Genomic DNA, 24442 nt, shown 5'->3' on the forward strand with positions numbered 1-24442 from the left:
TTCGGAGTACAGTCTCTTATATGCGAAACCTGAGAACCTGGGGCGACAGCGGCAGCGCAACTGCCGGGGATATCTTTCAACTGGTCCGGAATGGCAATGCCGCCTCCCGTTCTGCCCTGGCACGAATCACGGGACTGGCCCCTTCAACCGTGTCCTTGCGCGTCGATAGCCTCCTGGACGCAGGCCTCCTCGAGGAATCGGGCGACAACGAGGCGTCCCGGGGCGGACGCCGGGCACGGGAGCTGAAGGTTGCGGGGACATTTGGGCTGGTTGCAGTTGCCGACCTTGGCGCGAACCATGCCTCAATCGCGATCGCCGATTTCAGCGGGCAAATCGTGGCCAGCAGTGAGTCAGCTGTCGATACGTCCATGGGACCGGCCGCCACCGCTCAATGGCTGTGGGCGCAGTTCTTGACAGCCATTGAGAATTTGGGGCGGGGACCGCAGGACCTTCGTGGGATCGCTATCGGCATACCTGCGCCCATCGAACGTTCAACGGGCAGGACCGTGCGTCCGGCAACCATGCCCGCGTGGCACAACGCGAACCTCCCACAGCTCCTCGCCCAGCACACATCAGTGCCGGTCTTTGTTGAGAACGATGCGAACCTCGTCGCCCTTGGCGAATTCGCGTCGTCAGGAACAGAAACGCAGCATCTTCTCGCGCTTAAACTGGGTACGCGCATCGGCTGCGGCATCATCGCCGAAGGACAGCTCTACCGCGGCGGGGGCGGCGCCGCAGGCGAGATCAGCCACAACCTTATTGCGGGTGCATCAAAGATCAGCTGCAGTTGCGCCGCCTACCCGTGCCTCGAATCGGCAGCCAGCGGCCGCGCCCTCACGGCTGCACTTCAAGAAGCGGGCTACGACGTCAAGAACGCCGGGGACGTCATAACGTTGGGCCACGCTGGGGACACCGTTGCCACTGAGGCGTTGCGTGAGGCAGGGGTCCAGATCGGCAGGGCGCTCTCCTCGATAGTGAACTTCCTGAACCCGGAGGAAGTGGTTTTGGGTGGCAGCCTGGCTGCATCGCCTCCACTGGTCGCAGCTGTTCAGGCGGAACTCTTCCAGCTCTGCCTCCCACTGGTCACCGCTAACCTCGATGTCAGGGCGAGCTCGCTGGGCACCGGCGCCGGAGTCCTTGGCGCCGTGCACCTTGTTCTGGACGAGTTGCTCCTGCCCCAACAGGTGGATCTGGTCCTGCGCAACCGGAACGGCGAAGACCAGGACGTCCCTGAACCGGCGACGTTGCTGCACGCTTTCTAGGACTCCCGCCACACCCCGGCCTCGAAGAACTCCTCAAGGACGGCGAGCGCAGGCGACGGATCGAGGCCGCGCTCAGCCAGCCAGCCGTCGTCGTTATAGGAGCACGCATACCGCTCGCCGGAATCGCACAGGATGGAGACAATGCTCCCCTGCCGCCCCTCTTCGCGCATCCGGGCGGCCAACTGCCACACGCCCCACAGGTTTGTACCCGTCGAGGGGCCCGCCGAGATTCCGGTCAATGCGGTCAGGTGCCGTGAGGCTGCAACTGAGGCCGCGTCCGGCACCTGGATCATGGTGTCGATGACGGCGGGGATGAAGCTCGGCTCGGGCCGCGGACGGCCGATCCCCTCGATGCGGGACGGCTTCCCGACGGCCGTCTCGCGGGGGTTGGCCCACATCGGGTAGAAGGCTGAATTTTCGGGGTCGACGACGGCGAGACGGGTTGGGTGGCGGTTGTACCGGATGTACCTGCCGATGGTTGCGCTGGTTCCGCCCGTACCCGCTCCGACCACAACCCAGTCCGGGAGCGGGAAGCGTTCGTGCTCCATCTGCCGGAAGATCGACTCGGCGATGTTGTTGTTGCCGCGCCAGTCCGTGGCCCGCTCAGCGTAGGTGAACTGGTCCATGTAATGGCCGCCGGTCTCTGCGGCGATGCGCTCGGCGGCCTCATAGACCTCGGAGGCGTCATCGACGAAGTGGCATGTTCCACCGTACTGCTCGATCAGGGCGATCTTCTCGAGGCTCGTGGAGTGCGTCATCACGGCGACGAACGGGAGGTTCAGCAACTGCGCAAAGTACGCTTCGGACACCGCCGTGGAACCACTGGACGCCTCGACTATTGTGGTGTCCTTCCGGATCCAGCCGTTCACCAGCCCGAACAGGAAGAGTGAGCGCGCCAACCGGTGCTTCAGGCTCCCGGTACGGTGAGTCGATTCGTCCTTTAGGTAGACGTCAACGCCCCACTCCTGGGGCACAGGCACGGCCAACAGGTGAGTATCGGCGGACCGGTTGCCCTCGGCCTCGATGCGCCGGATTGCCTCATCCGACCACGCGCGGTCGCCTCTAGCGGAAATGCTCATACCCAAAACCCTACGTTCCTTCAGGAAGCACGACGACGGCAACACCCACCCCGGGTGCCGCCGTCGTCGTTCTCGTCCTAGAGGTTTCGGTCAGCGAAGACCTTCATCGCATCCCTTACGAACTCCGCGCCTGCCCTGCCGCCGTAGTTCGCGCCGAAGCGGTCGTCCGCGACGTACATTTCGCCGAGGCCCACGAAGTACTCCTTCGAGGGCTTGCCCGCACCAGCACCCGACGTCGGCAGTCCGGGAACACCGGACAGCCACTCGTAGTGCCGGCGTGCCAGGTCCTGCGCTTCGTCGCTGCCGGGAGCATTGCCCTGCTGCGCGGCCGCGGTCCAGTCCGCGCCGAGACGTGCGGTGTGGTCCTTCCACTCCGCCCGTTCGGCGTCGGACATTCCGGTCCACCAGCGGTCTCCCGCCGCGTACGCTTCCTTGCCCCAACGTTCCTCGACCTCTTCCTTGTACTGGGTGTGGTCGAAGCCGTCGAACATGTTTTCCGCCATGAGCTTTTCACCTCCTTCCAATCGTTCGATGGTCTGCGAGACTGACGCGATCTGCCGCGCCAGCCGGTCCTGTTCCTGCCTCAGCCACTCAAGGTGCTTCCGCAGCGCACGGGTCGGTTCAGCGTTCCGGCCGAGGGCTTCCTCGATGGCGGGAAGTCCGAGCCCCAGGTCGCGAAGCAGCAGGATGCGCTGCAGGCGGACGAGGGCGTCGTCGTCGTAATAGCGGTAGCCGTTGCTGCCCACCCGCGAAGGCGGCAGCAGGCCCACCCTGTCGTAGTGCCGTAGCGTGCGGCTGGTGGTTCCCGCCAGCCGCGACACTTCCTGTATTGACCAGTCCATCCCTTCCTCCTCACGTGCTTTCACCACCGTACAAGTTGACGTTGCGTCAAGGTCAACACGCTACTTACAGTGTTTGCGGCGGGTGTAAGGTTCGGACCATGAGCGCTTTTGAGGAGCAATTCCTTGTGCGGGCAGTCCAGCTCGCGACCGAAAACGTGCACGACGACGGCGGCCCCTTCGGTGCGCTGATCGTGACGGACAGTGGGCGCACCTTCGAGGGCACCAACCGGGTCACCGCACACAACGACCCCACGGCCCACGCCGAAGTGATGGCGATCCGCAACGCGTGCTCATCCCTACGGACATTCGATCTGACCGGCTGCATGCTCTACACGAGCTGCGAGCCCTGCCCGCTCTGTCTCGCGGCCGCGCTGTGGGCTCGTGTCGATGGCATCGTCTTTGCGGCGGACCGGCACGACGCCGCGCGCGCGGGTTTCGATGACGCGCTGTTCTACGAGTTCCTCGAAGCACCTGTCGAGGAGAGGTCCATGCCGGTGCGGCAGATTACGCTTCCGGACTCGGCGAGCGCAGCCCCGTTCGAAGCGTGGGCGTCCCTGGAGAATCGGACTGACTACTGAGCGGTCACTCCATCGGGGAAATCTCCACCTGCGCGCCGATCCATGCCGGCGGAGATTGCAGGTGGCCGGTCTCGAACCATGTGCTAATCGGATCGGTCGCGTAGTACGCGTAAATGGGGACGAGGTGAACCAGCGCAACTGCGATGATGGCGAGCGCGGTGGCCAATCCCGCCACACGGACCGAACGCGCGGACCGCTCACGCGCACTGACCCACAGCGTGAACAACACAGGAAGGGCGGCGATCAGCAGCACGACCGTGACGAGCGGCAAGGTCGTGATGGAGATGCAGGGCGGGACCCCGGCAATCGCGTTGCCGTTCGCGTCAACAAAACCGGCGCCTGCATCGACTCCGCCCGCGCATCCACCGGCGCTCGACGTCGATCCCACCCAGTACAAAACGCCGACGACGGCGGCGGTCACCACCACAGCACGGCCGGCACGCCGTGCGGATTTGCGCGCTGACACTCGTGCGGAGTCCTTGTGCGCGCCGCCGTCGGCTTTTCCTTCGGACTTCACGGGCGTATCGGTCCAGACAGAATCTTCATTCGATGCCATGTTGCGTTTCCCCCAACGTCGTCGTAGCTGCGCTCCTAACCACACTATCCGCGACTGGTGGAGCAGTTCCGGAGCCATACCCTGCCCCCGGAAGTGACAGCAACGACTGCACCGCATGCGTTGCCTGCAGTGCAGTCAGATCCTGACAGCACATACCCCTTACCCGGAGGCCGCGGTTGGCCGAGCTCAACACGCTTCATGCCTGCGCGAAGAATCGCGAGTATAGGGTGGATCGAAACGCTGGCCAAAGAGCGCCGCGCCAAGGGCCCCGGCCGCGCCAAGCGATACAGCCGCACCCAGGGGGATCAGTGCACGCCAGCAATACTCAGACATCCACGAAATCACGGGCCATCAACGCTGCACACATTGTCAGCATTCTTATGCTGGTCGGGACGGCGCTCGGTACTCTCTTCCAGGTAACGGGTGCGCTCCTCTTCGGATCAATCGACATCGAACTCCCTGTCGTGCCCTTCTGGCCACAGCTGCCCGAGGGAACAGTGATAACGGAGGGGCCTCCAGCCCGGGTGGTTTCAGGAGGTTTTACATCCGCCGAGGTCACGGTCGCCGGGCTGCTGTGGGATGTGCGGATCCTATTGGCTGCGGGATACGCGCTTCAGGGCGCCACAACGATGCTTGTGGCCTATGCCGTCTACCGGTTTGCTGCACAGTTCTATCGGGCAGCATCCTTCAAGCCCGCACTCACCCAGGCACTGCGGAAAGCCGGAATCTCCGTCATTGTTGGGGGGATCGCATCACAGGTCTGTCTCCTTATTGCCTACACTCGCGCCTCGGAGCAAACGCTGAAGTTCACCTCCTGGAAAAGCAACACTGACGTTCTCCCGACCACTGGTTCCACCGGACCGCTCGGCGTAGCCCCCGGTATCCACTTCGACGTCCAGCTCTGGCCGATCTGGGTTGGCCTAGCGCTACTCGCACTGGCCGCGGTGTTCCGCTACGGGGAAAAGTTAGAGGCAGAGAAGGAGGAATTGAAGCGCGCTGCCGCCGTCACGCGGAGCTGAGCCCTTACCCCTCCCGGAATGCAAAGTATGCTTAGTATTTAGTCCGGGCAGACCGCAAGGGGAGGAACCTTATGACTGAGCCGCACTTGAAGCCCGCTCGATCCAGCACCTGGAAGGACAGCCTCGGGCGCACGGCGTCCCGCGCAGCCCAGATCCTCCTGATCCTCACTCTTGTAGTGGTGGCGGTTTACGGTCTGCTGCAGATCCGTCTGCTGGTGATACCCGTGATTATCGCCCTCATTCTGTCGGCCGCGATCGGCCCCTTCGTAAACCTGTTACGACGGCGGGGCGTCCCCGGAGCACTTGCCACAGCCATCGCATTCCTCGCGTTGCTGATTCTGCTCGGCACACTCATTACGATCATCGTGCTCTCCGTGCGAAGCCAGGCAGACGAGCTCGTCACCGCCGCCACCGAGGGCCTCGATGAGCTGCAAGCCTTCCTTACCAGCGGCCCGTTCCCCATCACCCCCGAGCAACTCGAGCAGGCGCGCACCGTCGTCATCGACTTCGCCACCAGCGCCCAATTTCGCTCGGGCGCGATCTCCGGTGTCTCGGTCGTGGCCGAGTTCCTCACCGGTGCCACGCTGATGATCGTGATCCTGTTCTTCTTCCTCAAGGACGGCAAGAAGATCTGGGAGTTCTTCCTTCGGCCATTCAGCGGTGAGCGCGAGCAGAAGCTGCGCCGCTCCGGAGCTCGCACCCTCGAAGTTCTCGGCGGTTACGTCCGCGGCACCGCGATCGTTGCGCTGGTGGACGCCGTGGCCATCGGAATTGCGCTGCTGATCCTGCAGGTGCCCCTTGCCCTTCCGCTCGCGATGATCGTGTTCATCGGCGCATTCATCCCGCTTGTCGGCGCAACACTGGCCGGGGTCCTTGCCGCACTCGTGGCGCTGGTTGCCAACGGGCCGATCGTCGCGTTGATCGTGGTGGGGGTCGTCGTCGTCGTCAATCAACTGGAAGGCGACCTGCTGCAGCCGGTGGTGATGGGCAAGTCCCTGCGGTTGCACGCTCTGGTGATCTTGCTCGCGCTGACAGCAGGGACCATCCTCGCGGGGATCATCGGCGCAGTGCTTTCGGTGCCAATCGCCGCGGTTGCCTGGGCGGTCCTGCAGGTGTGGACTGCGGAGGATCCTCGGCTCGAACCATTGAACCCCGATCTTCCACCGGCCGGAAGCGAACCGACCTAGCGCCGAATCGATGAAACCAAGCAGGCTTATGCACAGGATTTCGGTCGATCTTTTCAGCGAGGAGTAGCTCCATGGCGTTGGCGATTGCTGGCTCGTTAATCATCGCCCTTGTGCTCGCGGGGCTGCATCTGGCGGCGCTTCGGATCCGCAAGCTGCCGCTTGTGCCGGAGCACGTCACGGGCTCCTTCGCCGGCGGGCTCGCAGTTGCGTACGTCTTCCTGCACCTCCTGCCTGAGATCGCCGAAGGGAACGAAGCGATCGGCGAACTGCTCGAGGACACGATCGAGGTAACGCCGCTGTTTGACCTCGGCATTTTCGTTGTCGCTCTCACCGGGTTCACCGCGTTCTACGGGCTGGACCGGCTGGCCACGCGGCGGCGCACCCGGGACAGCGGCGAGTCGGGTGGCGTCTACTGGTTGCACGTCGGCGCTTTCGCAATCTACAACGCGCTCATCACTTACACGATGACGCTTCGCCTGGAAACCGGCGTCCTCTTTGCCATCCTGTTCAGCATCGCGATGGGCCTGCACTTCGTGCTCACCGACCGCCACCTGGAGGAGCACTATCCGCGCAGGTTCAGGACCAGCGGGCGGCTGGTCCTAGCCGGCGCGCTGATCCTCGGGTGGGCGCTCTCGGCCCTCTTCGCGCCGACAAGCACAGTAGTGGTCGCCATCCTGACCGCACTTTTGGGAGGCTCCGTGCTCCTGAATGTGTTCAAGGAGGAGCTGCCGTCCAATCGCGGATCAAGCTTCCCGTGGTTCCTCGCCGGACTGGTGCTGTACTCCGCGCTGCTCGCCCTGATCACAGCGGCCGCCGAATGAGAAAGACACTCGCTGATACAGCGCGCTCGCTCTTTGGCTGGGACACCCTGCTGCCCGGTCAGCGGAAGGCACTAACCGCGGCCGACGACGGCAGGAACCTCCTCTGCGTCCTGCCGACAGGTTACGGGAAGTCCGCCATCTACCAGGTGACGGCGATGTCCCGGCCGGGTGTCGCCGTCGTCATCTCGCCGTTGATTTCGCTGCAGCGCGATCAGGTTGAAGCGATCAACGAGGCGCTGGGCGACACGCGCGCGTACGTGCTGAATTCCGCAGCGACCGAGACAGAAATCGACGAGGCGTGGGCAGCCGCCGAGGACGACGACGAAGAGCGCCGCGCCAAGTTCCTGTTCCTCGCACCCGAGCAGCTGGCCCGGGATGACGTTGCGGAGCGGCTTGGCCCGCTGGACATATCCGTGCTCGTCATCGACGAAGCACACTGCGTATCAACCTGGGGCCACGATTTCCGTCCCGAATACCTGCAACTCGGCGCGCGGGTGTTGCAGCTGAAGCGGCCCGTCATTGCGCTGACGGCGACCGCGTCGCCGCCCGTGCGGCAGGAAATCGTGGAGCGGCTGCGGCTGGGGGGCGCCGTCGTCGTTGCCGAAGGTTTTGACCGGCCCAACCTTCACCTCAGCGTGGAACAGCATGAATCGGAACGGGACAAGCGCCGGGCGGTGCTGGATCAGGTCCGCATCCTCGACGGCCAGGGGCTGCTCTACACGGCAACCCGCAAGGAGACCGAGGAGTATGCGCAGGAGCTTCAGGAAGCGGGATTACGTGCGGATGCGTACCATTCCGGGCGGAAGAAGTCGGAGCGGAACGCGCTGCACGAGGCATTCCATCGGGGCGGGCTGGACGTGGTTGTCGCGACGACGGCGTTCGGCATGGGGATCGACAAGCCGGACGTACGGTTCGTGGTGCACGCTGACATCCCCGATTCGTTGGACAGCTACTACCAGGAGATCGGGCGGGCCGGGCGCGATGGTGAGCCGGCCGTCGTCGTACTTCACTACCGTCCCGAGGATCTGGGAATCCGGCGGTATTTCGCAGCGAAGGGTGTCGATGAGGAGGGGCTGCGCGCGCTGTTCGCGACACTGCGCGCGGCGGATGAACCGCTGGACTCCGCCGGAATCCGCGAGGCCACCGGGGTATCACAGCGGAAGCTGTCCGATCTGCTGAATCAGTTGCTCGAGGTGGGTGCGGTCCGCGAGCGCAATGGGAAGTTCCGTGTTGCGTCTTCGATGGACGTGGATCAGGTGATTGCCGACGTCGTCGATCACCGGAAGCAGCGCCAGGAAATGGACCGATCGCGCGTGGATATGGCCCGGCAGTATGCGGAGCAGCGGGGGTGCCGACGGAAATTTCTGCTCGGTTACTTCGGTGAGGAGCGCGAGGACCTGTGCGGGACGTGCGATAACTGTGATGCGGGGCGCTCCGCCGGGCACGACGACGACGCCGGTCGCCGTCCGTTCCCGCTGCAGGGCCTGGTGCGGCACCCGGAGTGGGGCGAGGGTGTGGTGATGGGTTACGAGAGCGATGTTGTGACGGTTTTGTTCGAGGAGCACGGCTACAAGTCTTTGTCGCTGCCGCTTGTGGAGGAGAAGAAGTTGCTTGCCTCTTTGGAGTAATCATTGCCTTTGCGAAAGTTCCTCGCACAGAGAACGTCAGCATGGTTACACTTCGAGAAGTAACCCGTTGACCCTGAAAGTGACCTATGGAAACCAACCACAAGATTTCGCCGGAGGACCCGTTCCCGGAGGATCTGACTGTCCTTGACGATACCGAGTTGGAAGTGCTCAATAGCCGCGCGCATCGCGAGCTGGAGGCCGAGTACGCGACCGGTTTTCCGGAGCCCGAAACCGAGGCACGGCTGGAAGAAGTCAACCTTGAACTGAACCGTCGCGAGCAGCAAGGCTAGACGCTTCTTCGACACTTCCGGAATCCGGATTGGCAGCGGTTTTCCCGCTCGCCGGTCCGGGTTCTTTTTTGGCCTGTCTTCGACTTCCATTAATCGAAGATCTGTTCTAGTTTTAAGTCCGGCATAGCGGAAGGCGGCGGACAGTGACGGCGCATCAGGTTGACGAGATAGATCCGGGGTCGCGGCCCCTCAATGAAGAAGCGGACATCCGTTTCACTGCCCGGGATGAGCCGCTGGCGTTGCGCTGGCGCGGCAGCATCTGGCAGGTGCGCGGTGAGCCGTTGCGCTGGTCCAGCTCGCGTAGCTGGTGGGAGCCGGACCCTGCCGGCATCATGGGGCAGGGCAGCATCATGACCATGCAGTACTGGCGGTTCAGGGCACAGACGGGGCCGGCCTCTCCCATCCTCGTGTTCGACATCTGCAGCGATCCGCGCTGGGAAGGATGGCGGCTGGTGCGGGTGACCAACCTGGCGGTGCACTGAGCAGCCGGAGCCGCACATAGGGTTGACGCATGGGAATCGCTACACAGTCCCGCCCGGAGAGGGGACGCTACAAGGTCTGGCTGACCTTTCCTGTGGCGCTGCTCATCCTGGCCGGTTTCTTTTGGTACGGCGCGTCGCTCTATGACTCGCTACCTGAGCGGATCCCGACGCATTGGGGACCGAGCGGACAACCCGACGCGTGGGCAGAGAAGTCGTTCGGCTCCGTATTCAGCTCCGTTATCGTCGGCGCGGGGGTCACCATACTGATGGCGTTCATATCCGCGCTGGTGTCCCGGATGGTTCCGCCACGAGAGCAACCAACCCTGTGGGAGCAGTACCGCAGGGAAAGCATGATTCGGGGAACCGTCGCCGGGCTGGGCCTGACCTCGGTGGGCATTGCCCTGCTGACAGGCGCCTTGAGTGCCAGCGGGTGGAACGACCCGGAATACTTGGCTGCTTGGCCCGCAGGGTTGTTCGTCATGTTCGTGCTGGTAGCCATCTTCGCTAGTTATGCGGTGGCGGCGCGCTGGGCGCGCACGACGGCAGCGCGAGACGGCGTTGAACCCACCGAGGAAGAAGCGGCGGAAGACAAGCTGTGGATCGCGGGCGTTCTCTACAACAACGTTGACGATCCTCACGTGTGGGTTCCGAAGCGTGAAGGAACGGGTTACGGGCTCACCGTAAACGTCGGGACGCGGAAAGGGCGGGCCGCCGTCGTCGTTTTCCTGGCCCTGGTGAGCGTGCCGCTCCTGTTGATCGCTGTCTTGCCCCTGGTGATGTAGCTCACTGCTAGGCTTCGGGCATGGATGAGCAGATGGGGATCTTCCTTTCCAACTTCAAGCGCCTCGCAGATCTTGCATCTGAACACACGCGGCTCAAAACTGCAGGCGAGTCCCTTCTGGACGCCCTCTCCGATTATCTTGGAGCGCCCGTCCAGGACCTTCCGGCAGTCAGCGAGGAAATCCCGGCGCACCGGTTCGTCGACGTCGATATCGCGGTGGATGAGATCAGCAGTCGCGACCCGGAGCGGCGGCTCATCGGCGTTGGAGGTGGCCAGCAGCGGCAACATGCTTCGTTCGCGGATCTCATTCAGAATTCACTGATGCATTTCACGGTGCCGGTAGGTCAGCCCGACTTCGTCACGATCGACACCGGACCCACGACGCGCCGTGAGTCGCTCGGCTTCGGCATTTGGCTCTTCTCCTATGAAGGAGTGCGGCTCGCTGCCCTGCAGCGCAGCGCTAACCCACAATTCGGCAACAACAGTTCTACAGTGGAGGTTATCGGTGCCGATCGCGACGCCGCCTCAGCCTTCCTGAAGGAAATGCGAGAGCATCTGCAGGACCACAGCGTGATCAAGGGACAGGTGGTCTCCTTCACCAGAACGGACTACCACCCCGGGGCGGCAGGGGTCACCTTCCACGAGCGGCCCAGCGTTCGCTCTGATGAGGTGGTCCTGACTGCCGGTGTCCTTGAGCAGGTCGCCGCTCACGTGCTGGGAATCGCCGAGCATCGCGACGCAATCCTGTCGTACGGCCAGCACCTCAAGCGCGGGATCCTCCTCTACGGCCCGCCCGGAACAGGAAAGACGCACACAGTGCGCCACCTCCTCAGCGAAAGCAAGGGTACGACGGCGATCCTCCTCTCAGGAGGTTCACTTGCGTTCATTGCCGAGGCGGCAAAAATGGCCCGAGCTATGGCACCCTCGCTGGTGGTCCTCGAGGACGTTGACCTGATCGCGGAGGACCGAAGCTTCGGCCACGGCCCACAGCCCCTGCTGTTCGAGGTGCTGGACGCACTGGACGGGCTGGACAGCGACGTGGACGTGGCCTTTGTCCTCACCACCAACCGCGTGGACATGCTTGAGCGGGCGCTCGCGCAGCGGCCCGGTCGCGTGGATCTCGCCGTCGAAATTCCGCTGCCGGAAAGGAAAAGCCGTACAGCCCTGCTGGACCTCTACTCACCGAAGGGCAAGTTCAGTTCTGCAGCGATTGGTGAGGTCGCAGAGCGGACCGAAGGCACCACGGCCTCTTTTGCCAAGGAACTGACCCGGCGGACCGTTCTTCGCGCGGCTACGACCGGTGCCGAACTGTCCGATGAGCATCTGCTCGCCGAGGTCGACCTGATGATGTCCGAAGGCGAAGCGCTGACCCGAAGCCTGCTCGGTAGCGGACCAGCCAATGAACCGGAGGGGTTTCCTGGCGGACACTTTCCGGGCAGCGAAGGTTCAGCCTATGGGAGCAGTATCTCCTTCGAATAGCTCGCTCGTGGGAGATCATAGGTGAGTGAGTACCACCGAGCAGCTCAGTATGGAATCCGAAGAGAGTACGTTCTCCGGAGTCTACGCCCGGCCGAGCAAGCCCAAGGCGACTGTTGTCATTGCGCACGGCGCCGGCGCGGGAATGGACCATCCCTTCCTCACAGGTTTCAGCGACGCGATGAACGCGCTCAATTTTGCAACGCTCCGCTTCAACTTCCCGTACATCGATCAGGGCAGGCGTTTCCCTGACCGTCCGCCGAAGGCGGTCGCCGCGTGGCGGCAGGCGATGCAGGAAGCGACAAGCCGCTCGGAAGGTCAACCGGTGTGGGCGTGCGGGAAGTCTTTCGGTGGGCGGATGGCATCGATGGCCGTCGCAGAGGGGATGACCTCTGCGGGTCTTATCTACCTCGGTTACCCTCTACACCCGCCGGGCAAGCCGGAAAAGATCCGCGACGCGCACTTGTACGGCATCGAAATTCCGATGCTGTTCCTGCAGGGCCGCAATGACGCGTTCGCCCGGCCAGAACTGCTGGACGCCGTCGTCGCGAGAATCCCAACAGCCACGCTGCAGGCAGTGCCCGACGCCGATCACTCCTTCGCGATCAAGGGCAACAAGCGGAGCCAGCAGGAAATCGGCGCATCGCTCGCGCCCAGTGTGGCGGCATTCATCGCCCACTGAGGATCCACAGAAACGGCCCGGAGGTTCACGCCTGCCGGTTCGAACCGGCAGGCCTGCCGCTAAGGGCAGTTTCTATCGGAGCCCCCGGAGCACGCCGATCACGCGTGAGCCGCCTCCCGCAGAGCATCGAGCACCACCTGAATCAGGCGGGCACGCGGAGGGTGCATCCGGGCGTGGGCAACAATGCGCCGATGGACAGGAGGATCAGCGAGCGGCCGCACCACGAGCCCTTCCGAAAGTCCCACGATCGCCATCCTCGGAAGAACCGTGATGCCGAGCCCGGCTGCGGCCAGGCTGATCGCCGCGTGATGGTCATCAAGGCGGGCCACGTAGCGCGGGATGAATCCTGCGCTCTGGCATGCGCGCGCAATAATCTGGCCGGTCGGGCCGTCATGCATATCGTGGTCGATCCAGGGCTGGTCGCTGAGCTCGCTGAGGGTGACAGCCGATCCGGAAGCCAGCGGATGATCAGCCGGCAGCACCACACAGAACTCCTCCTCCGCGAGCACATGGCGCCGGTAGCCCTCCTGCTGTATACCCGTTCCCGCAACGGCTTCGTTGCGGACATCGACGTCAGACCGCTGCCGTCCTCCAGCTGGATTCAGTTCGTTACTGCTCATCTCAACAACGACGCCGGGAGACGCCGCATGCAGCGCCCTCACCACGTGCGGCATCCACGCCTGCGCAACTGAGGCGAAGCAGGCGATCGCTATCCGTTCGGCTCTTCCCTCGCGGAGATCCGTCACAGTTCGCCCAAGCTGTTCCAGGCTGACGAGGGCGTCCTCGCTGGCGTCGGCTAGATGGCGGGCTGCCGGCGTCGGTTCGATTCCCCGACCACTCTTCTCGAACAGCACCAGCCCCGTCTGCCGCGCCAGGCCCTGGAGGTGCTGACTGACGGTGGCCGGTGCGAGGTGCAGGCTGCGCGCAGCGGCATGGACCGAGCCGGCCGCGATCACCGAACGAAGAATGGTCAGGCGATGCGGATCCAGCATAGGTCGATTGTACGGTTTCGCCTGACGGTCCGCCGTAAATATTTGCTAGTGCGAAAGTATCCCGAACTGTCATCGTGGACATATGAACGCTTCGAGCTACCTCGCCCTCCTCGGCGTAGCCATCGTCCTCGCCCTAACGCCCGGTCCGGACACCATGGTGACGCTCAGCAACGCCCTCCGGGACCGGCGGGCAGGATTGCTGTCCGCACTCGGCACAACGGTGGGCGTGTTCGGCTGGGCGGCGCTTGTCGCCGTCGGGGTAGCGGCGTTCCTCGAGGACTCACCGCTGGCCTTCCAGACCCTGCGCCTCCTCGGCGGCGTGTACCTCCTCTATCTGGGCTACCGCGCGGTGTCCGTCCACTACTCGGCGAAGGGTCCTGCGCACGAACCAGTTCCAGCAGGCGGCGCCGCGACACACAGTACCGGCACGACGACGACGGCAGTCCAGACCCGCCCGCAGGTTCGCCGCGCCGCGCGGTCCGGCTTCATCGCCGGGCTGCTCTGCTGCCTCACCAATCCGAAGACCGGCCTCTTCTTCCTGGCACTGCTTCCTCAGTTCACGCCACCCGGCGCGGGGGCGCTGTTCGTCGTCGTCGTAATGGGCGGCACGGTGGCCGCGACGCTCGGGATCTACCTTGTGGGCGTTGCCCTTGCCGCACACACGGCGAGCAGGTGGCTGGGCCGTGCGAGCGTGACCCGGTGGATCGACCTGGGCTCCGGCGTCGTCTTCGGGCTTCTCGGCCTGATGGTTGCGGGGCCGGTGGTGATCTCCTGGTTCTGACACGGTTACAACTGGGCCTCAAACCCGCAGCGTGGCAGGTCAGCCGTATCGCGGACAGTGCGAGCCGATGCACACTGAACCCATGCGGAGAGTCAGCGCGGGAGTGCTCATTGCGCTCGGTGCTGCGCTGGGAACATCGGGGTGCAGCGGCGAGACCGTTTCCGGCGCCTGTGCCGACTGGGTGTTGTTCGAAACGCCGCAGGACCTGTTCGACCACGCGCCCCTGGTGCTGGTGGGGCGCCCCATCGCCGAAGACGGACAGCAGCGCATCTACGGCTACGACGCCCAGATCCATGTTGTCAGCATCGAGAAGATACTCAAGGGGGACATAGAGCAGGACGAGATCCGCATTGCGTCCATGCCGCAAACCTGCACCGATGTCAGCGTCGTCTACCCTCGGGGTGATCCGCTGGACATCGACCAGAGGGTGATCATCTTCGCGTCGGAGCAGGAGGGACAGTGGTTCACGATCACACCTGAACAGGGAGTTCTCAGCTTCGCCGAAGGAGAGGAACTACCCTTCTCAGTTGGTCCGTGAGCCCTGCGATCAAACACGCAGGCCCTATTCACCTGATCGTCACCAAACTGTCAGTTGCCTGACCACACGAGGCCAACGGACGTCCCTAGCGTGAGGAGCGCGACATCACTCTCACGCGAAAGGTACTTCCGCATGACGCCTCGAACTATCGGCAAACGCACCCTCGCAGGTGCGGCAGCCGCCGTCGTACTCATTCCTGCCACCTTCCTCAGCCTGCAGGTGGCCACGGCAAAGGAGAAGCCGGAGCCGCCCATCGACCCCACCGCCTACGTGGGCGGTCCGCAGATCATCCCGGCAACCGGCGAGCCGGACAACGTGCTGCGCGGCGCCGTCTTCGACGACGCCAATAAGGACAGCATCCGCCAACCTAGGGAAAAGGGCATCGAAGGGGTTGCTGTTTCGAACGGCCGGGACGTTGTCCTCACTGACAGGTTGGGCCATTACAAGCTGACAGTCGACGACGGCGACACCGTCTTCATCACCAAGCCCGCCCGCTGGGACACCCCGGTTGACAAGACGAACTTCGCACAGTTCCACTACCACCATTCGCCGGACGGCACGGAGCAGAACCTGCGGTTCGGCGGCCTGGAGCCCACCGGTCCGCTTCCGAAGGCCATCAATTTCCCGCTCGCCAAGAACAAGGCGAGCGCCGGGAACGTAACCTGCGGCATCCTCGGTGACGTGCAGACGTACTCCAACCAGGAGATCAGCTTCGCGCGGACGGGACTGGTTCGTGATCTGTCCCAGCGTGAGGACCTGGACGCCTGCGGGCTTCTGCTGCTCGGCGATGTGGCGGGCGATGACCTCGGCATGTATCCGCGGCTGAAGGAGAACCTGTCCGCTGCCGGCGCGCCGATTCGCGCGGTTCCGGGCAACCACGACTACGACATCGATGCGACCAGCGACGAGTGGTCCTTCGATACCTTCCGCCAGCACGTTGGGCCCACGAACTTCTCTTACGACGTCGGCCAGCTGCACATCATCGGCCTCGACAACGTGCGCTACCCCTGCACCCCGGCGGACAACGAGGACGGCAAGCACTCGTTCTGCAATGACCCGGAGAACAAACCGGCCTACAACGGCAAGCTTGGCGAGGAGACCCTTGGCTGGATCGAGGCGGACCTGAAGAACGTGCCGATGGACAAGCGCGTGGTCATCGCGACTCACATTCCGCTGGTCTCGCACGCGGACATGACCAGCCCGAAGCACCAGACCGACGACGTCCTGAAGCTCTACGAACTGCTGGAGGGCCGCGAAGCGCTCTCACTATCCGGGCACACCCACTCACTGGAGAACCTGACTGCGGGTTCCTCGTTCGGCCCGTGGAAGGAAGCCGTGGGCGTGGGTTCGATTCCGTTCGACCACATTGTTGCCGGCGCACCGAGCGGTGACTGGTACTCCGGCGACATCAATCTGGACGGCGTCCCCAACGGCATCCAGCGCGACGGCGCCCTCCCCGGCTTCCTCACCCTGGAGACCGACGGCGCGTCCTACGTTGACACCTTCCATGCGACCGGGCGCGACGACGACCAGATGGCCCTTGCCGTCAATTCGCCGCACTTCCGCGACTGGTTCCAGACCCTCATGGATTGGCGCGCCGACACACCCTACAGCGACACCGACGCTGTGCCGCCGGTAGCACTTGGTGACCTCGGCGATCCCGGCATGGTCACGCCGCCGGACCTTGCGGATGGAACGTGGCTCACTGCCAACATCTGGAACGGCACCAAGGAATCCTCGGTGAGCGTCTCGATTGACGGCGGTGCACCTGTCTCGGCGACGCACACCCAGCCGGCCACCGGCGAAGGCCAACTCTCCGGTGCCGAGTATGCCGATCCGTACGCAGCCATCCGCCAACTGCAGGTTGCGCGCTTTGCGTTCGAATCGACGTCGGGCAACCCGGAGGCGCAGGGATTCAGTCTGTATGCGGGCAGCCAGTACGGACCATCGGCGCCGCGTCCGGGTAACAACATCGCCCAGACGATGTCGCACATGTGGCGTTTCGAACTTCCCGGGGACCTGGAGGTGGGCGTCCATACCGCTGACATAACGACGACGGACCGCCACGGCCGAACCTTCACGGAAACCCTGGTGTTCGAGGTTGTCGAGGAACGTCCGCAGCAGAACTTCCGCTCGGAAGTCTTCGACTGACGCCCTGAGCAGGATCGCGCCCCGGTCCGCTTTGGGCCGGGGCGCGATCCTTTAGGTGGCCGCCGCTAGCGGTTCACGAGCTTGAAGAACGTGCTTGATTCACCGCTCGCCTTTTCCTCCTGGTACAGGAAAGCGAGCTTGTTGTCATCGAACTTCTCAAACCATTCATCCCAGCTGATGTGTTCGAGGCTGTCCTCGCCTGCGCCTCCGGGGAAGTCGATACGTAGGACTCCGGCGTCGTCATTGCCCTCCGTTCCCTTGACGCTGGCAGGCTTGCCGTCGTTGCTCTCGACCCATTTGCGGATCTCGTCATGGTCGGTGGTTGTCTGCGACGATGCCATGGTTTCTCCTCATGCTCCGGAAAGTACAAAGTACCCTTACTAAAATACGCACCTCAGTTCCACGCATCAACCCCTCGTTGAAGCGCGCGAGCTTCGTTACTGTGAACCCATGACTAGCCCGCTCGACCTGACAGTTCTTCCCGCGTCGGCCGACGCACCGCAGCCATCTCCGGCCGTCCTCGTCCTTCCCGGCGGCGGGTATGGAATGACTGCCGCCCATGAAGCCGAGCCGGTAGCGGAATGGCTCGCCGCGATGGGTATTCACGCTTTCGTTCTTCACTACCAGGTTGCTCCAGCCAGGCACCCTGCCCCGCTAACCGATGCCAAAGCAGCGATGCTCCGTATCCGGGAGGGCGCGCACGGGCTGCCGGTCGAAATCAACCGAGTGGGTGTACTGGGCTTTTCCGCAGGCGGGCATCTGGCGGCGTCCCTCTCCACGGCCACCTCCTGTGGTGACCCGCAGCTTGACGTGCCCGAGGCCGTGCCTAATTTGTCCATCCTCTGCTATCCCGTCATTTCCTTCATGGACGCCGTTCACCAGGGAAGCATCGACAACCTGCTCGGCAACGCGCCGTCGTCGGACCTGCTTCGCCAACTTTCGCCGGAGCTGAACGTGTCCGCAGCAACGCCGCCGTCGTTCCTTTGGCATACGGCCGACGACGACGCCGTGCCGGTCGAGCACAGTCTCGCCTATATGCGCGCGCTGGTCCGGGAGGGAGTACCCGCGGAGCTGCACGTCTTCCCTCACGGCGCCCACGGGCTGGGGCTCGCGCTTGAAGAGTCCGGTCCGGATCAATGGACAGACCTGTGCGAACAATGGCTCACACGGCAAGGATGGCTGAAGTAGTGGCGAAGCTGATTTACTCCATGATCGGTTCGCTGGATGGATACATTGCCGACGCGAACGGCAATTTCGACTGGGCCGAACCGGACGAAGAGATACTCGCCTACATCAACGCACAGGAACGCCCGATAGGGACCTACCTTTACGGACGGCGGATCTACGAGCTGATGACCGTGTGGGAAACAGCTCCCGTTTCCGTTGCCGACTCCCCTGCCGCCATGGAGTATGCCGAGATCTGGCAGGCGGCCAGCAAGATCGTCTACTCAACCAGCCTGCAGGACATTACGACGACGAAAACCCGGCTTGAGCGCTCGTTCGAGCCTGCTGCTGTGGAGAAGTTGAAGCGGACTGCGTCAGCGGACATCGGCATCGGTGGGCCGACGCTCGGCGTTCATGCCTTCCGTGCCGGGCTTATCGATGAGGTGTATTTGCTGCTGCTGCCGGTGATCATTGGAGGCGGTCTGAGCCTTTTCCCGCGGGATGTTCGGCTGGACCTTCAGCTCAAGGACACCCAGCGGTTCGCGAACGGTACGTTGGCTTTGCAGTACGACGTCGGTCGCTGAGTCCGCGTTCAGGCGGGCTCGTCCGGTTCCGTCGACTTCAGGAAGATTGTTGTCCGGTGAAATTCACGGGCCAGAAGAACAAACGCAGCGGCGTACAGGGCGATAACCAGGCCGTAAAGCAGTCCCAGTGCGTCTGATGCTCTGAAGACTTGGGGCAGGAAAGCCAATATGAATCCTGGCGCGATAAGCAGTTGCAGTGCGTGGCCCTGCCGCATCTGTATGGCCAACCCGCGAGCCACGATGCGTTCGTCTCCGTCTGCAGGCACCGAACCGTGAATCTGCCTGCGGCCGCGCTTCGACTCTCCTTTGCTGACCAGGTAATGGATCGATGGCTCATCCGGTGTCACGAGAGGGCTCACCTTTTTCGACGAGTACACGAACCCGCTGATCATTACGGCAAGCCCGGAGAGCATCACTCCAATCCCGAAGAAGAGCCAGTCAGCGCGCCCGGAAATGACCACCCCGACAATCCAGACCACAATTACCGACACGATCACGACCAGCGGAAAGACGGTGAGGTAGTAACGCTTCACGGCTGCTGAGATGCCATGGTCCTGAAGGCCGCCAGCGAGCCGCACGGCGCGGTTCCATCCGCCGGAATGCTCGATCAGTTCCACGTCTTGCCCCCGTTCGGCTCACAGTGGCTCTAAGCATCGCTTGCAACGAGCCACGCCCACAAGGGCTGTTCGAATGAGCGCGCGACAGAGCGAAGGCAAGGAAAACTTTCTACTCGCCAGGAGGCTTTGATCGCTTCGTTTTGTTGGGCGCGACAGGGGTGCTCTTGGTCGTGCGTTATGCGCGCTCGGCGGTGTCAGAAGGGTGGCGGCCGGTCGGCTTCCTTCTGTTCGGGTTCAGGTCCGTCATCGGGTATACCGTCATTGTCTCTCGTGCGCATGGTGGTGGCGAGGTTTTGCAGGATCCGGGTGGTGGGTGAAACTTCATCGTCGCTTGGTGGTGGTTCTGGTGGTGTGGTGTAGGTCCGTCCACCTGGTGAGGTCCACGACAGCCCACCGCCGCCGCTGTCGGGGTTGGGTGTGGGGTTCCAATCGGTTTGATGCTTAAGCATGTGATGCCGTTGACAGACCGGATACATGTTGTCCTGGCAAGTGACACCATTCCCGGCCCAGGAGATCAGATGATCCAGTTCGCAGCGGCTGGCCGGCCGGTTACACCCATAGAAGGAACAGGTTTTCTCCCGCACCCGGACCCAGGTGCGTAGGTCCTCGCTGGGCCGGTACCGGGTTCGGTCCAAACCCAGCACGGCCCCGGTATACGGGTGGGTGAGCAGCCTGAGGAACGAGGTGGCGTTACCGGCCAGTTCCCTGGCGGCTTCGGCCGGGATCGGCCCGTACCCTTCCAGGTCAGCCGGTTCGTCGGTGAGTCCCATCAGGGAGAACACCGGGACGGTGACCAGGATCTTCGCCGTAGAAGGAACCCGCACCCCTTCACCGGCCGCACCCACAATCCGACCCTCACTTTCGGTGGATCCGTTCGGATGGCCCGCGACAGTGCCGTCGACGGCGGCGGTAGGATCAACGCCGCAGCCCACACCGCTTCCGCCGCCGCCGCGGTGTCCGGTGATCACGGTGCCGGGGGCGTTCAGGAGGATGTCAGCGAACACGTCGGCGCGGAGCTGGGGCAGGGTCCGCGGGTCATCGGCTGCTCGTAAACCGCGGGCGGTGGCATCAAGGGTTGTGTGAATGGCGTGGGCCTGCTCCGCCGGTAGGTACGCGCTCAGCCAGGACATCCCATCCGGGGCCGGTTCGATGAGCACGCACCGCTCGGTCTCGGCTCTGACCCTGCGGGCAGTAATCGTTTCGGGGTGAAGTTTCTCCCGCAACCGCCGGCACCTCGCGGTGAGCTTGGGCCGGTTCAACTCCGCCGCGGTCTCCAGGACCTTCGCCTCAAACCCCGGGACCGCTTCGGCAGGGAGGGTACGGGACTGCTCGGCAATGACCGATGCCCTGCCCGGGCACAGCCGGCCCTGCTCCAGGGCCTCCAGTGTGCCCGGCAACGAGTTGGTCAACGCCAACGATTCGGTGACCAGACGGGCCGCGGCACCCTCGGACAGCTTCAACAGCGCAGCTGTCTCCGACACGGCCTCGGTGAACTGCAAATCCCGGCCTGACCACGACGAGTTCCCCGCATCACTGGCCGAATATACCCGGGACACCAACCGGGCACGCTGCCCGGAAGCCCACGACATCAACCGATCAGCCGCCCGCAACGCATCCAACGTATCCGCCAAACCCAACGTATCCGCCAAACCCAACGAACCCGACGAATCCGACGAACCCGACGAAGCCGACGAAGCCGACGAAGCGGATCCTGTCTGAGCGTGCTGCACGAAGCCGACCAGCCCGTACGGTGAAGCGTCCTCCACCCGTTCCCGAGCATGCTCATCATCGAACACACCACCACCGCCAGGATCCAGATATTCCTCAGAGTACGCGCCACGCCAGCCACGATCCGCGTCCAAATACGCGTCCTCAAGACTCGGCAACCCGCCAACGAAATCCATACCTTTACTCAACCATCCGGGTCTGACAAAACCGGATCGAGAGGACGCGAACCAGCGAAGCATGGCTCAAACCGGCACACCCAGCAACCTCGGCGCCACACTAAGGTAAGCATCCGCTACCGTGAGGAAACCGCATATGAGGATCTATCCGATTCTTGGTGGCGCCCTACTTCTTACTGCTGGGATCGTCAGCCTCGTCGAAGCAACGACCTACTATGACGACAACGGGAACGAGATACAGCCGCAGGATTCAGTCGATCCTGAAACGCCGGACGGACAAGCCCAGTAAAGGCTGCCGAATACTGAGGAAGCACGAGCTGTTATTGTCCTCAAGAAGTCGACAATCCCTCAAAGGAGTTGAGTCCCAAGCGGTGAGTGCGCCAAATGCAGTTCTGCGACAGTGGACAACCGACGACGACGGCGCGCTCCACTGCGCCGTCGCCGGCAGCGAGGATCTCCGCCTTCAGTTCGGCCACCACAACCTTTCGACGCCTGACGAGTGCCGCAGCTTCATCGAGGATCAACTCGCCCGGGAAAGCGCATCGGCACGACACTTTGCGATCGAGGCAGGCGGAAAAGCCGTGGGAAGCATCGGGGTCACCAATATGGAGTTCAACCACGGAACGGCGTGGATCTCCTACTGGCTCGCCGCCGCTGCCCGTGGTTCCGGCCTCGCAGCCCGCGGACTGGCGTCCGCAAGCGAATGGGCCTTCTCGGAGGGACTGTTCCGGCTCGAGCTCGGGCACCGCGTGAACAACCCGGCCTCGTGCCGGGTTGCAACCCGCGCAGGCTTCCCCGCGGAGGGCATCGAACGGGAGAAACTGCGCTACGGCGTCGAGCGGTTCGACGTGGAAACCCACGCCCGCCTGGCAACTGATCCCCAACCCGATCTCACACCGCTCCCGCGCTGAACTGCGCGCGGACTTCATCCAGTAAACGCATGGTCAGGAGCGTATCCGCCCAGGGCATCGTGGGGCTTTCCGTAAGGCCCGATTGAATGCAGCGGGTGACCTCCCGCAACTGGTACACGTAGTTGCCGCCGATCTGCCCGAACACCTCGGTGCGGCTGTCACCGCCGGACTGGATGAGCAGTTCTGAAGGGTTATAGAGCGGCGCCGAGGTTCTCAACCATCCTGCGTTCCCGCTCACGGTTGCCGCGCTGGGATACGTCGCCGTGATCGACGTTGTCAGCTGGGCGAAGGCCCCCGTCCCGTAAGTGAGAGTGAGCGCGTTGCGGAGGTCCACGCCGTCGTCGTTCACCGTGCCCGTCGCCGTCACACCGGTTGGGATGCCCAGCGAACCAAAGGCCCAGGTCAACGGGTAGACAGCGAGGTCAAGCAGAGCACCGCCCCCGGCCGCTGGATCCCAGAGCCGGGATCCGGCGTCATATGCGGAGACAAAACCCAGGTCAGCCTGCACACACTGGACGTCCCCGAGTTCGTCTGACGCCATGATGTCCCACGCCCGGTTCACACTTGGCAGGAACCGCGTCCACACCGCTTCCATGAGGAATAGACCCTGGGCCCGCGCAAGATCCACCAGCGCGGCTGCGTCCGCCGCATCTGTCGTGACCGGTTTCTCGCACAACACGTGCTTGCCGGCCTTCAACGCCGCCTCCGCCACTTCCCGGTGCTGGCTGTGCGGCGTGGCGATATAGACGACGTCGACGTCGGGGTCCCGCATCAAACGCTGGTAGCCGGCTTCGCCGTCGTCGTCGTGGTAGCTCGCCGCGAAGCCGAACTCGCGGGCGAACTCAGCGGCAGCGGCCTCCCGGCGGGAGCTGACCGCGTGCAGTACGGCGTCCTCTAGCAGGGCGATGTCCGCCGTCACCTTACGGGCGATCTGCCCGGTTGCCACCACGCCCCAGCGCAGCTTCCTCCCGGTAGCGGCCAGCGGGTTTACTTCCGGATCCGCGCAGGGAGGAGGAACGAGAATGTGTTGACGCATGGGTTCCTTCGAGGTCAGGCCGAATCCCGGATCACGAGCGAGGTTGGCAGCCTCGTCACCCGCTCGGCGGGATTGCCCTCGATGAGTGAGAGCAGGATTTCGGCCATTCGATGCCCCATCTCAACGATGGGGTGGTGGACGGTGGTCAGGGTCGGAGTCACCGACGTGGCAAACGAGTCATCATCGAAGCCGACGACGGCGATCTCGCCCGGGATGCGGATGTTGCGTTCCGCGAGCACAGCATAGGCGCCGGCAGCCATCTGGTCATTGGCAGTGAAAAGCGCGTCAATCTTCTCGCCGCGGTCGAGAAGCCTTCGCATAGCTTTCCTGCCCGAGCTTTCGGTGAAGTCGCCGAATTCCACGAGTGAGGTGTTGAGCCGGGCTGAGTGCAGTGCCGCTTCCCAGCCCCGCAAGCGGTCAATGCCCGCGTACATGTCCTGGGGACCGGCGATCGTGGCAATCGCCGTCCGGCCCTGCTCGACCAGATGTTGGGTGGCGCGTTCGGCGGCCGCTTGATTGTCCACCTCCACGTAGAAGCTGTCGCTTTCCCCGCGGAACGGCCGGCCGGCGAAGACCACCGGAAGGGAATCGTTGATCCTCGTCCAGGAGTGATCCCCGCTGTGGTGAGACACCACGAGGGCGCCGTCAACGTTGCCGCCGAGAAGGTAGCTCCTCGTCTTCTCCGGCCTGGCCTCGGAGGACACGATCAGGTTGAGCGTGTACTTCGTTTCCACCAGGGTCTGGGCAACGCCCTCCACCAGGGTTGCGAAGAACGGGTCAGCGAACACCTTCGATGTGGACTCCGGAACCACCACTGCAACCGAGTTGGTGCGCCTGCTCGCGAGCGAACGAGCAGCACGGTTGGGAATGTAGTTGAGCGTTGTGATGGCCTTCTGCACGGACTTCACAATGTCCGGATCAACATTCGGCGCATCGTTGACCACCCTGGACACCGTTGATCGTGAGACGCCAGCCAGCGCGGCCACCATTTCGAGGGTTGGCGCGGGCCTCGAGCGGCTGGCGTCTGTTGTCACAATCATCTCCGTGCATGGGCTGGAACAGGTGGCTCCAGTCTAGGTTG

General features: G+C 63.6%; 28 protein-coding genes. 19 read left to right on the top strand and 9 right to left on the bottom strand.

Annotated elements, in window-relative coordinates:
• Nucleotides 1-20 precede the first annotated feature (20 nt).
• Entirely contained in the window at nt 21-1262 is a 1242-nt protein-coding gene (locus tag BJ994_RS15090; RefSeq protein ID WP_167995251.1) for an ROK family transcriptional regulator, read from the top strand.
• Here the strand turns inward: BJ994_RS15090 and BJ994_RS15095 are convergent.
• Nucleotides 1259-2341, bottom strand: a complete 1083-nt coding sequence (locus tag BJ994_RS15095; RefSeq protein WP_167995252.1) for a PLP-dependent cysteine synthase family protein — start codon at nt 2339-2341, stop codon at nt 1259-1261. The two genes, BJ994_RS15090 and BJ994_RS15095, sit on opposite strands and share 4 nt — an antisense overlap.
• 77 nt (nt 2342-2418) lie before the next feature.
• Nucleotides 2419-3183, bottom strand: a complete 765-nt coding sequence (locus BJ994_RS15100) for a MerR family transcriptional regulator (RefSeq protein WP_167995253.1) — start codon at nt 3181-3183, stop codon at nt 2419-2421.
• Between the two features lie 98 nt (nt 3184-3281).
• Here BJ994_RS15100 and BJ994_RS15105 point away from each other — a divergent pair, with 98 nt between their 5' ends.
• Nucleotides 3282-3761, top strand: coding sequence for a nucleoside deaminase (locus BJ994_RS15105; RefSeq protein ID WP_167995254.1), 480 nt, complete (start codon nt 3282-3284; stop codon nt 3759-3761).
• Nucleotides 3762-3765: 4 nt separating this feature from the next.
• On the opposite strand, the gene BJ994_RS15110 is transcribed toward BJ994_RS15105, so the two are convergent.
• Nucleotides 3766-4317 carry a hypothetical protein gene (locus BJ994_RS15110; RefSeq protein WP_167995255.1) on the bottom strand — a complete coding sequence of 184 codons (552 nt, stop codon included), beginning with the start codon at nt 4315-4317 and terminating at the stop codon, nt 3766-3768.
• Nucleotides 4318-4625: 308 nt separating this feature from the next.
• On the opposite strand from BJ994_RS15110, the gene BJ994_RS15115 reads away from it, so the two are divergent.
• From BJ994_RS15115 to BJ994_RS15155, 9 genes are all read left to right on the top strand, one after another.
• Complete coding sequence (locus tag BJ994_RS15115; protein WP_167995256.1) at nt 4626-5336, top strand: hypothetical protein; 711 nt, start codon at nt 4626-4628, stop codon at nt 5334-5336.
• A gap of 71 nt (nt 5337-5407) precedes the next feature.
• Nucleotides 5408-6523, top strand: a complete 1116-nt coding sequence (locus tag BJ994_RS15120; protein ID WP_167995257.1) for an AI-2E family transporter — start codon at nt 5408-5410, stop codon at nt 6521-6523.
• Between the two features lie 71 nt (nt 6524-6594).
• Nucleotides 6595-7344: a hypothetical protein gene (locus BJ994_RS15125; protein WP_167995258.1), complete on the top strand. Its 750-nt coding sequence runs from the start codon at nt 6595-6597 to the stop codon at nt 7342-7344.
• Complete coding sequence (locus BJ994_RS15130; RefSeq protein ID WP_167995259.1) at nt 7341-8972, top strand: RecQ family ATP-dependent DNA helicase; 1632 nt, start codon at nt 7341-7343, stop codon at nt 8970-8972. Before BJ994_RS15125 ends, BJ994_RS15130 begins: the two co-directional genes overlap by 4 nt.
• Before the next feature lie 86 nt (nt 8973-9058).
• Nucleotides 9059-9262 (top strand): hypothetical protein, encoded by a 204-nt coding sequence (locus BJ994_RS15135; protein ID WP_167995260.1) that lies wholly within the window; start codon nt 9059-9061, stop codon nt 9260-9262.
• Nucleotides 9263-9405: 143 nt separating this feature from the next.
• On the top strand, nt 9406-9744 hold the full coding sequence (locus tag BJ994_RS15140) for a DUF6504 family protein (protein ID WP_167995261.1): 339 nt from the start codon (nt 9406-9408) through the stop codon (nt 9742-9744).
• 29 nt (nt 9745-9773) lie between these two features.
• A complete protein-coding gene (locus BJ994_RS15145; RefSeq protein WP_167995262.1) occupies nt 9774-10526 on the top strand; it encodes a DUF1648 domain-containing protein in 753 nt (250 codons plus the stop codon).
• A 20-nt stretch (nt 10527-10546) separates the two neighbouring features.
• The gene (locus BJ994_RS15150; protein ID WP_167995263.1) at nt 10547-12004 is read left to right on the top strand and encodes an AAA family ATPase; all 1458 of its coding nucleotides are present in this window, start codon (nt 10547-10549) and stop codon (nt 12002-12004) included.
• Between the two features lie 49 nt (nt 12005-12053).
• The gene (locus tag BJ994_RS15155; RefSeq protein WP_167996051.1) at nt 12054-12683 is read left to right on the top strand and encodes an alpha/beta hydrolase family protein; all 630 of its coding nucleotides are present in this window, start codon (nt 12054-12056) and stop codon (nt 12681-12683) included.
• 98 nt (nt 12684-12781) lie between these two features.
• Here the strand turns inward: BJ994_RS15155 and BJ994_RS15160 are convergent, their stop codons facing one another.
• The gene (locus tag BJ994_RS15160; RefSeq protein WP_167995264.1) at nt 12782-13675 is read right to left on the bottom strand and encodes a LysR family transcriptional regulator; all 894 of its coding nucleotides are present in this window, start codon (nt 13673-13675) and stop codon (nt 12782-12784) included.
• 82 nt (nt 13676-13757) lie between these two features.
• Here BJ994_RS15160 and BJ994_RS15165 point away from each other — a divergent pair, with 82 nt between their 5' ends.
• The 3 genes from BJ994_RS15165 to BJ994_RS15175 all read left to right on the top strand — a co-directional run bounded on the left by BJ994_RS15165 (nt 13758) and on the right by BJ994_RS15175 (nt 17145).
• Nucleotides 13758-14456, top strand: a complete 699-nt coding sequence (locus BJ994_RS15165; protein WP_167995265.1) for a LysE family translocator — start codon at nt 13758-13760, stop codon at nt 14454-14456.
• Between the two features lie 82 nt (nt 14457-14538).
• Entirely contained in the window at nt 14539-14994 is a 456-nt protein-coding gene (locus BJ994_RS15170) for a hypothetical protein (protein ID WP_167995266.1), read from the top strand.
• Nucleotides 14995-15126: 132 nt separating this feature from the next.
• Nucleotides 15127-17145, top strand: a complete 2019-nt coding sequence (locus BJ994_RS15175; RefSeq protein ID WP_167995267.1) for a calcineurin-like phosphoesterase C-terminal domain-containing protein — start codon at nt 15127-15129, stop codon at nt 17143-17145.
• Between the two features lie 65 nt (nt 17146-17210).
• Here BJ994_RS15175 and BJ994_RS15180 read toward each other — a convergent pair whose 3' ends face one another.
• Nucleotides 17211-17486, bottom strand: coding sequence for a hypothetical protein (locus BJ994_RS15180; RefSeq protein ID WP_167995268.1), 276 nt, complete (start codon nt 17484-17486; stop codon nt 17211-17213).
• A gap of 109 nt (nt 17487-17595) precedes the next feature.
• On the opposite strand from BJ994_RS15180, the gene BJ994_RS15185 reads away from it, so the two are divergent.
• Nucleotides 17596-18333 carry an alpha/beta hydrolase gene (locus BJ994_RS15185; RefSeq protein ID WP_167995269.1) on the top strand — a complete coding sequence of 246 codons (738 nt, stop codon included), beginning with the start codon at nt 17596-17598 and terminating at the stop codon, nt 18331-18333.
• Nucleotides 18333-18893 carry a dihydrofolate reductase family protein gene (locus BJ994_RS15190; RefSeq protein ID WP_167995270.1) on the top strand — a complete coding sequence of 187 codons (561 nt, stop codon included), beginning with the start codon at nt 18333-18335 and terminating at the stop codon, nt 18891-18893. Before BJ994_RS15185 ends, BJ994_RS15190 begins: the two co-directional genes overlap by 1 nt.
• A gap of 8 nt (nt 18894-18901) precedes the next feature.
• Here BJ994_RS15190 and BJ994_RS15195 read toward each other — a convergent pair whose 3' ends face one another.
• Entirely contained in the window at nt 18902-19510 is a 609-nt protein-coding gene (locus BJ994_RS15195) for a hypothetical protein (protein WP_167995271.1), read from the bottom strand.
• A gap of 194 nt (nt 19511-19704) precedes the next feature.
• Nucleotides 19705-21414 carry an HNH endonuclease signature motif containing protein gene (locus BJ994_RS15200; RefSeq protein WP_167995272.1) on the bottom strand — a complete coding sequence of 570 codons (1710 nt, stop codon included), beginning with the start codon at nt 21412-21414 and terminating at the stop codon, nt 19705-19707.
• Between the two features lie 136 nt (nt 21415-21550).
• On the opposite strand from BJ994_RS15200, the gene BJ994_RS15205 reads away from it, so the two are divergent.
• Both BJ994_RS15205 and BJ994_RS15210 read left to right on the top strand, forming a co-directional pair.
• Nucleotides 21551-21703 carry a hypothetical protein gene (locus BJ994_RS15205; protein WP_167990076.1) on the top strand — a complete coding sequence of 51 codons (153 nt, stop codon included), beginning with the start codon at nt 21551-21553 and terminating at the stop codon, nt 21701-21703.
• An 82-nt stretch (nt 21704-21785) separates the two neighbouring features.
• Nucleotides 21786-22325 carry a GNAT family N-acetyltransferase gene (locus BJ994_RS15210; protein ID WP_342450396.1) on the top strand — a complete coding sequence of 180 codons (540 nt, stop codon included), beginning with the start codon at nt 21786-21788 and terminating at the stop codon, nt 22323-22325.
• On the opposite strand, the gene BJ994_RS15215 is transcribed toward BJ994_RS15210, so the two are convergent.
• Nucleotides 22306-23361: a Gfo/Idh/MocA family protein gene (locus BJ994_RS15215; protein ID WP_167995274.1), complete on the bottom strand. Its 1056-nt coding sequence runs from the start codon at nt 23359-23361 to the stop codon at nt 22306-22308. The two genes, BJ994_RS15210 and BJ994_RS15215, sit on opposite strands and share 20 nt — an antisense overlap.
• A 14-nt stretch (nt 23362-23375) precedes the next feature.
• Nucleotides 23376-24350 carry a LacI family DNA-binding transcriptional regulator gene (locus BJ994_RS15220; protein WP_245192604.1) on the bottom strand — a complete coding sequence of 325 codons (975 nt, stop codon included), beginning with the start codon at nt 24348-24350 and terminating at the stop codon, nt 23376-23378.
• On the opposite strand from BJ994_RS15220, the gene BJ994_RS18240 reads away from it, so the two are divergent.
• Nucleotides 24271-24438: a hypothetical protein gene (locus tag BJ994_RS18240; RefSeq protein ID WP_245192662.1), complete on the top strand. Its 168-nt coding sequence runs from the start codon at nt 24271-24273 to the stop codon at nt 24436-24438. The genes BJ994_RS15220 and BJ994_RS18240 overlap by 80 nt on opposite strands.
• Nucleotides 24439-24442: the final 4 nt, after the last annotated feature.

The organism is Arthrobacter pigmenti, assembly GCF_011927905.1.
GTDB classification, from domain to species: Bacteria; Actinomycetota; Actinomycetes; order Actinomycetales; family Micrococcaceae; genus Arthrobacter_D; species Arthrobacter_D pigmenti.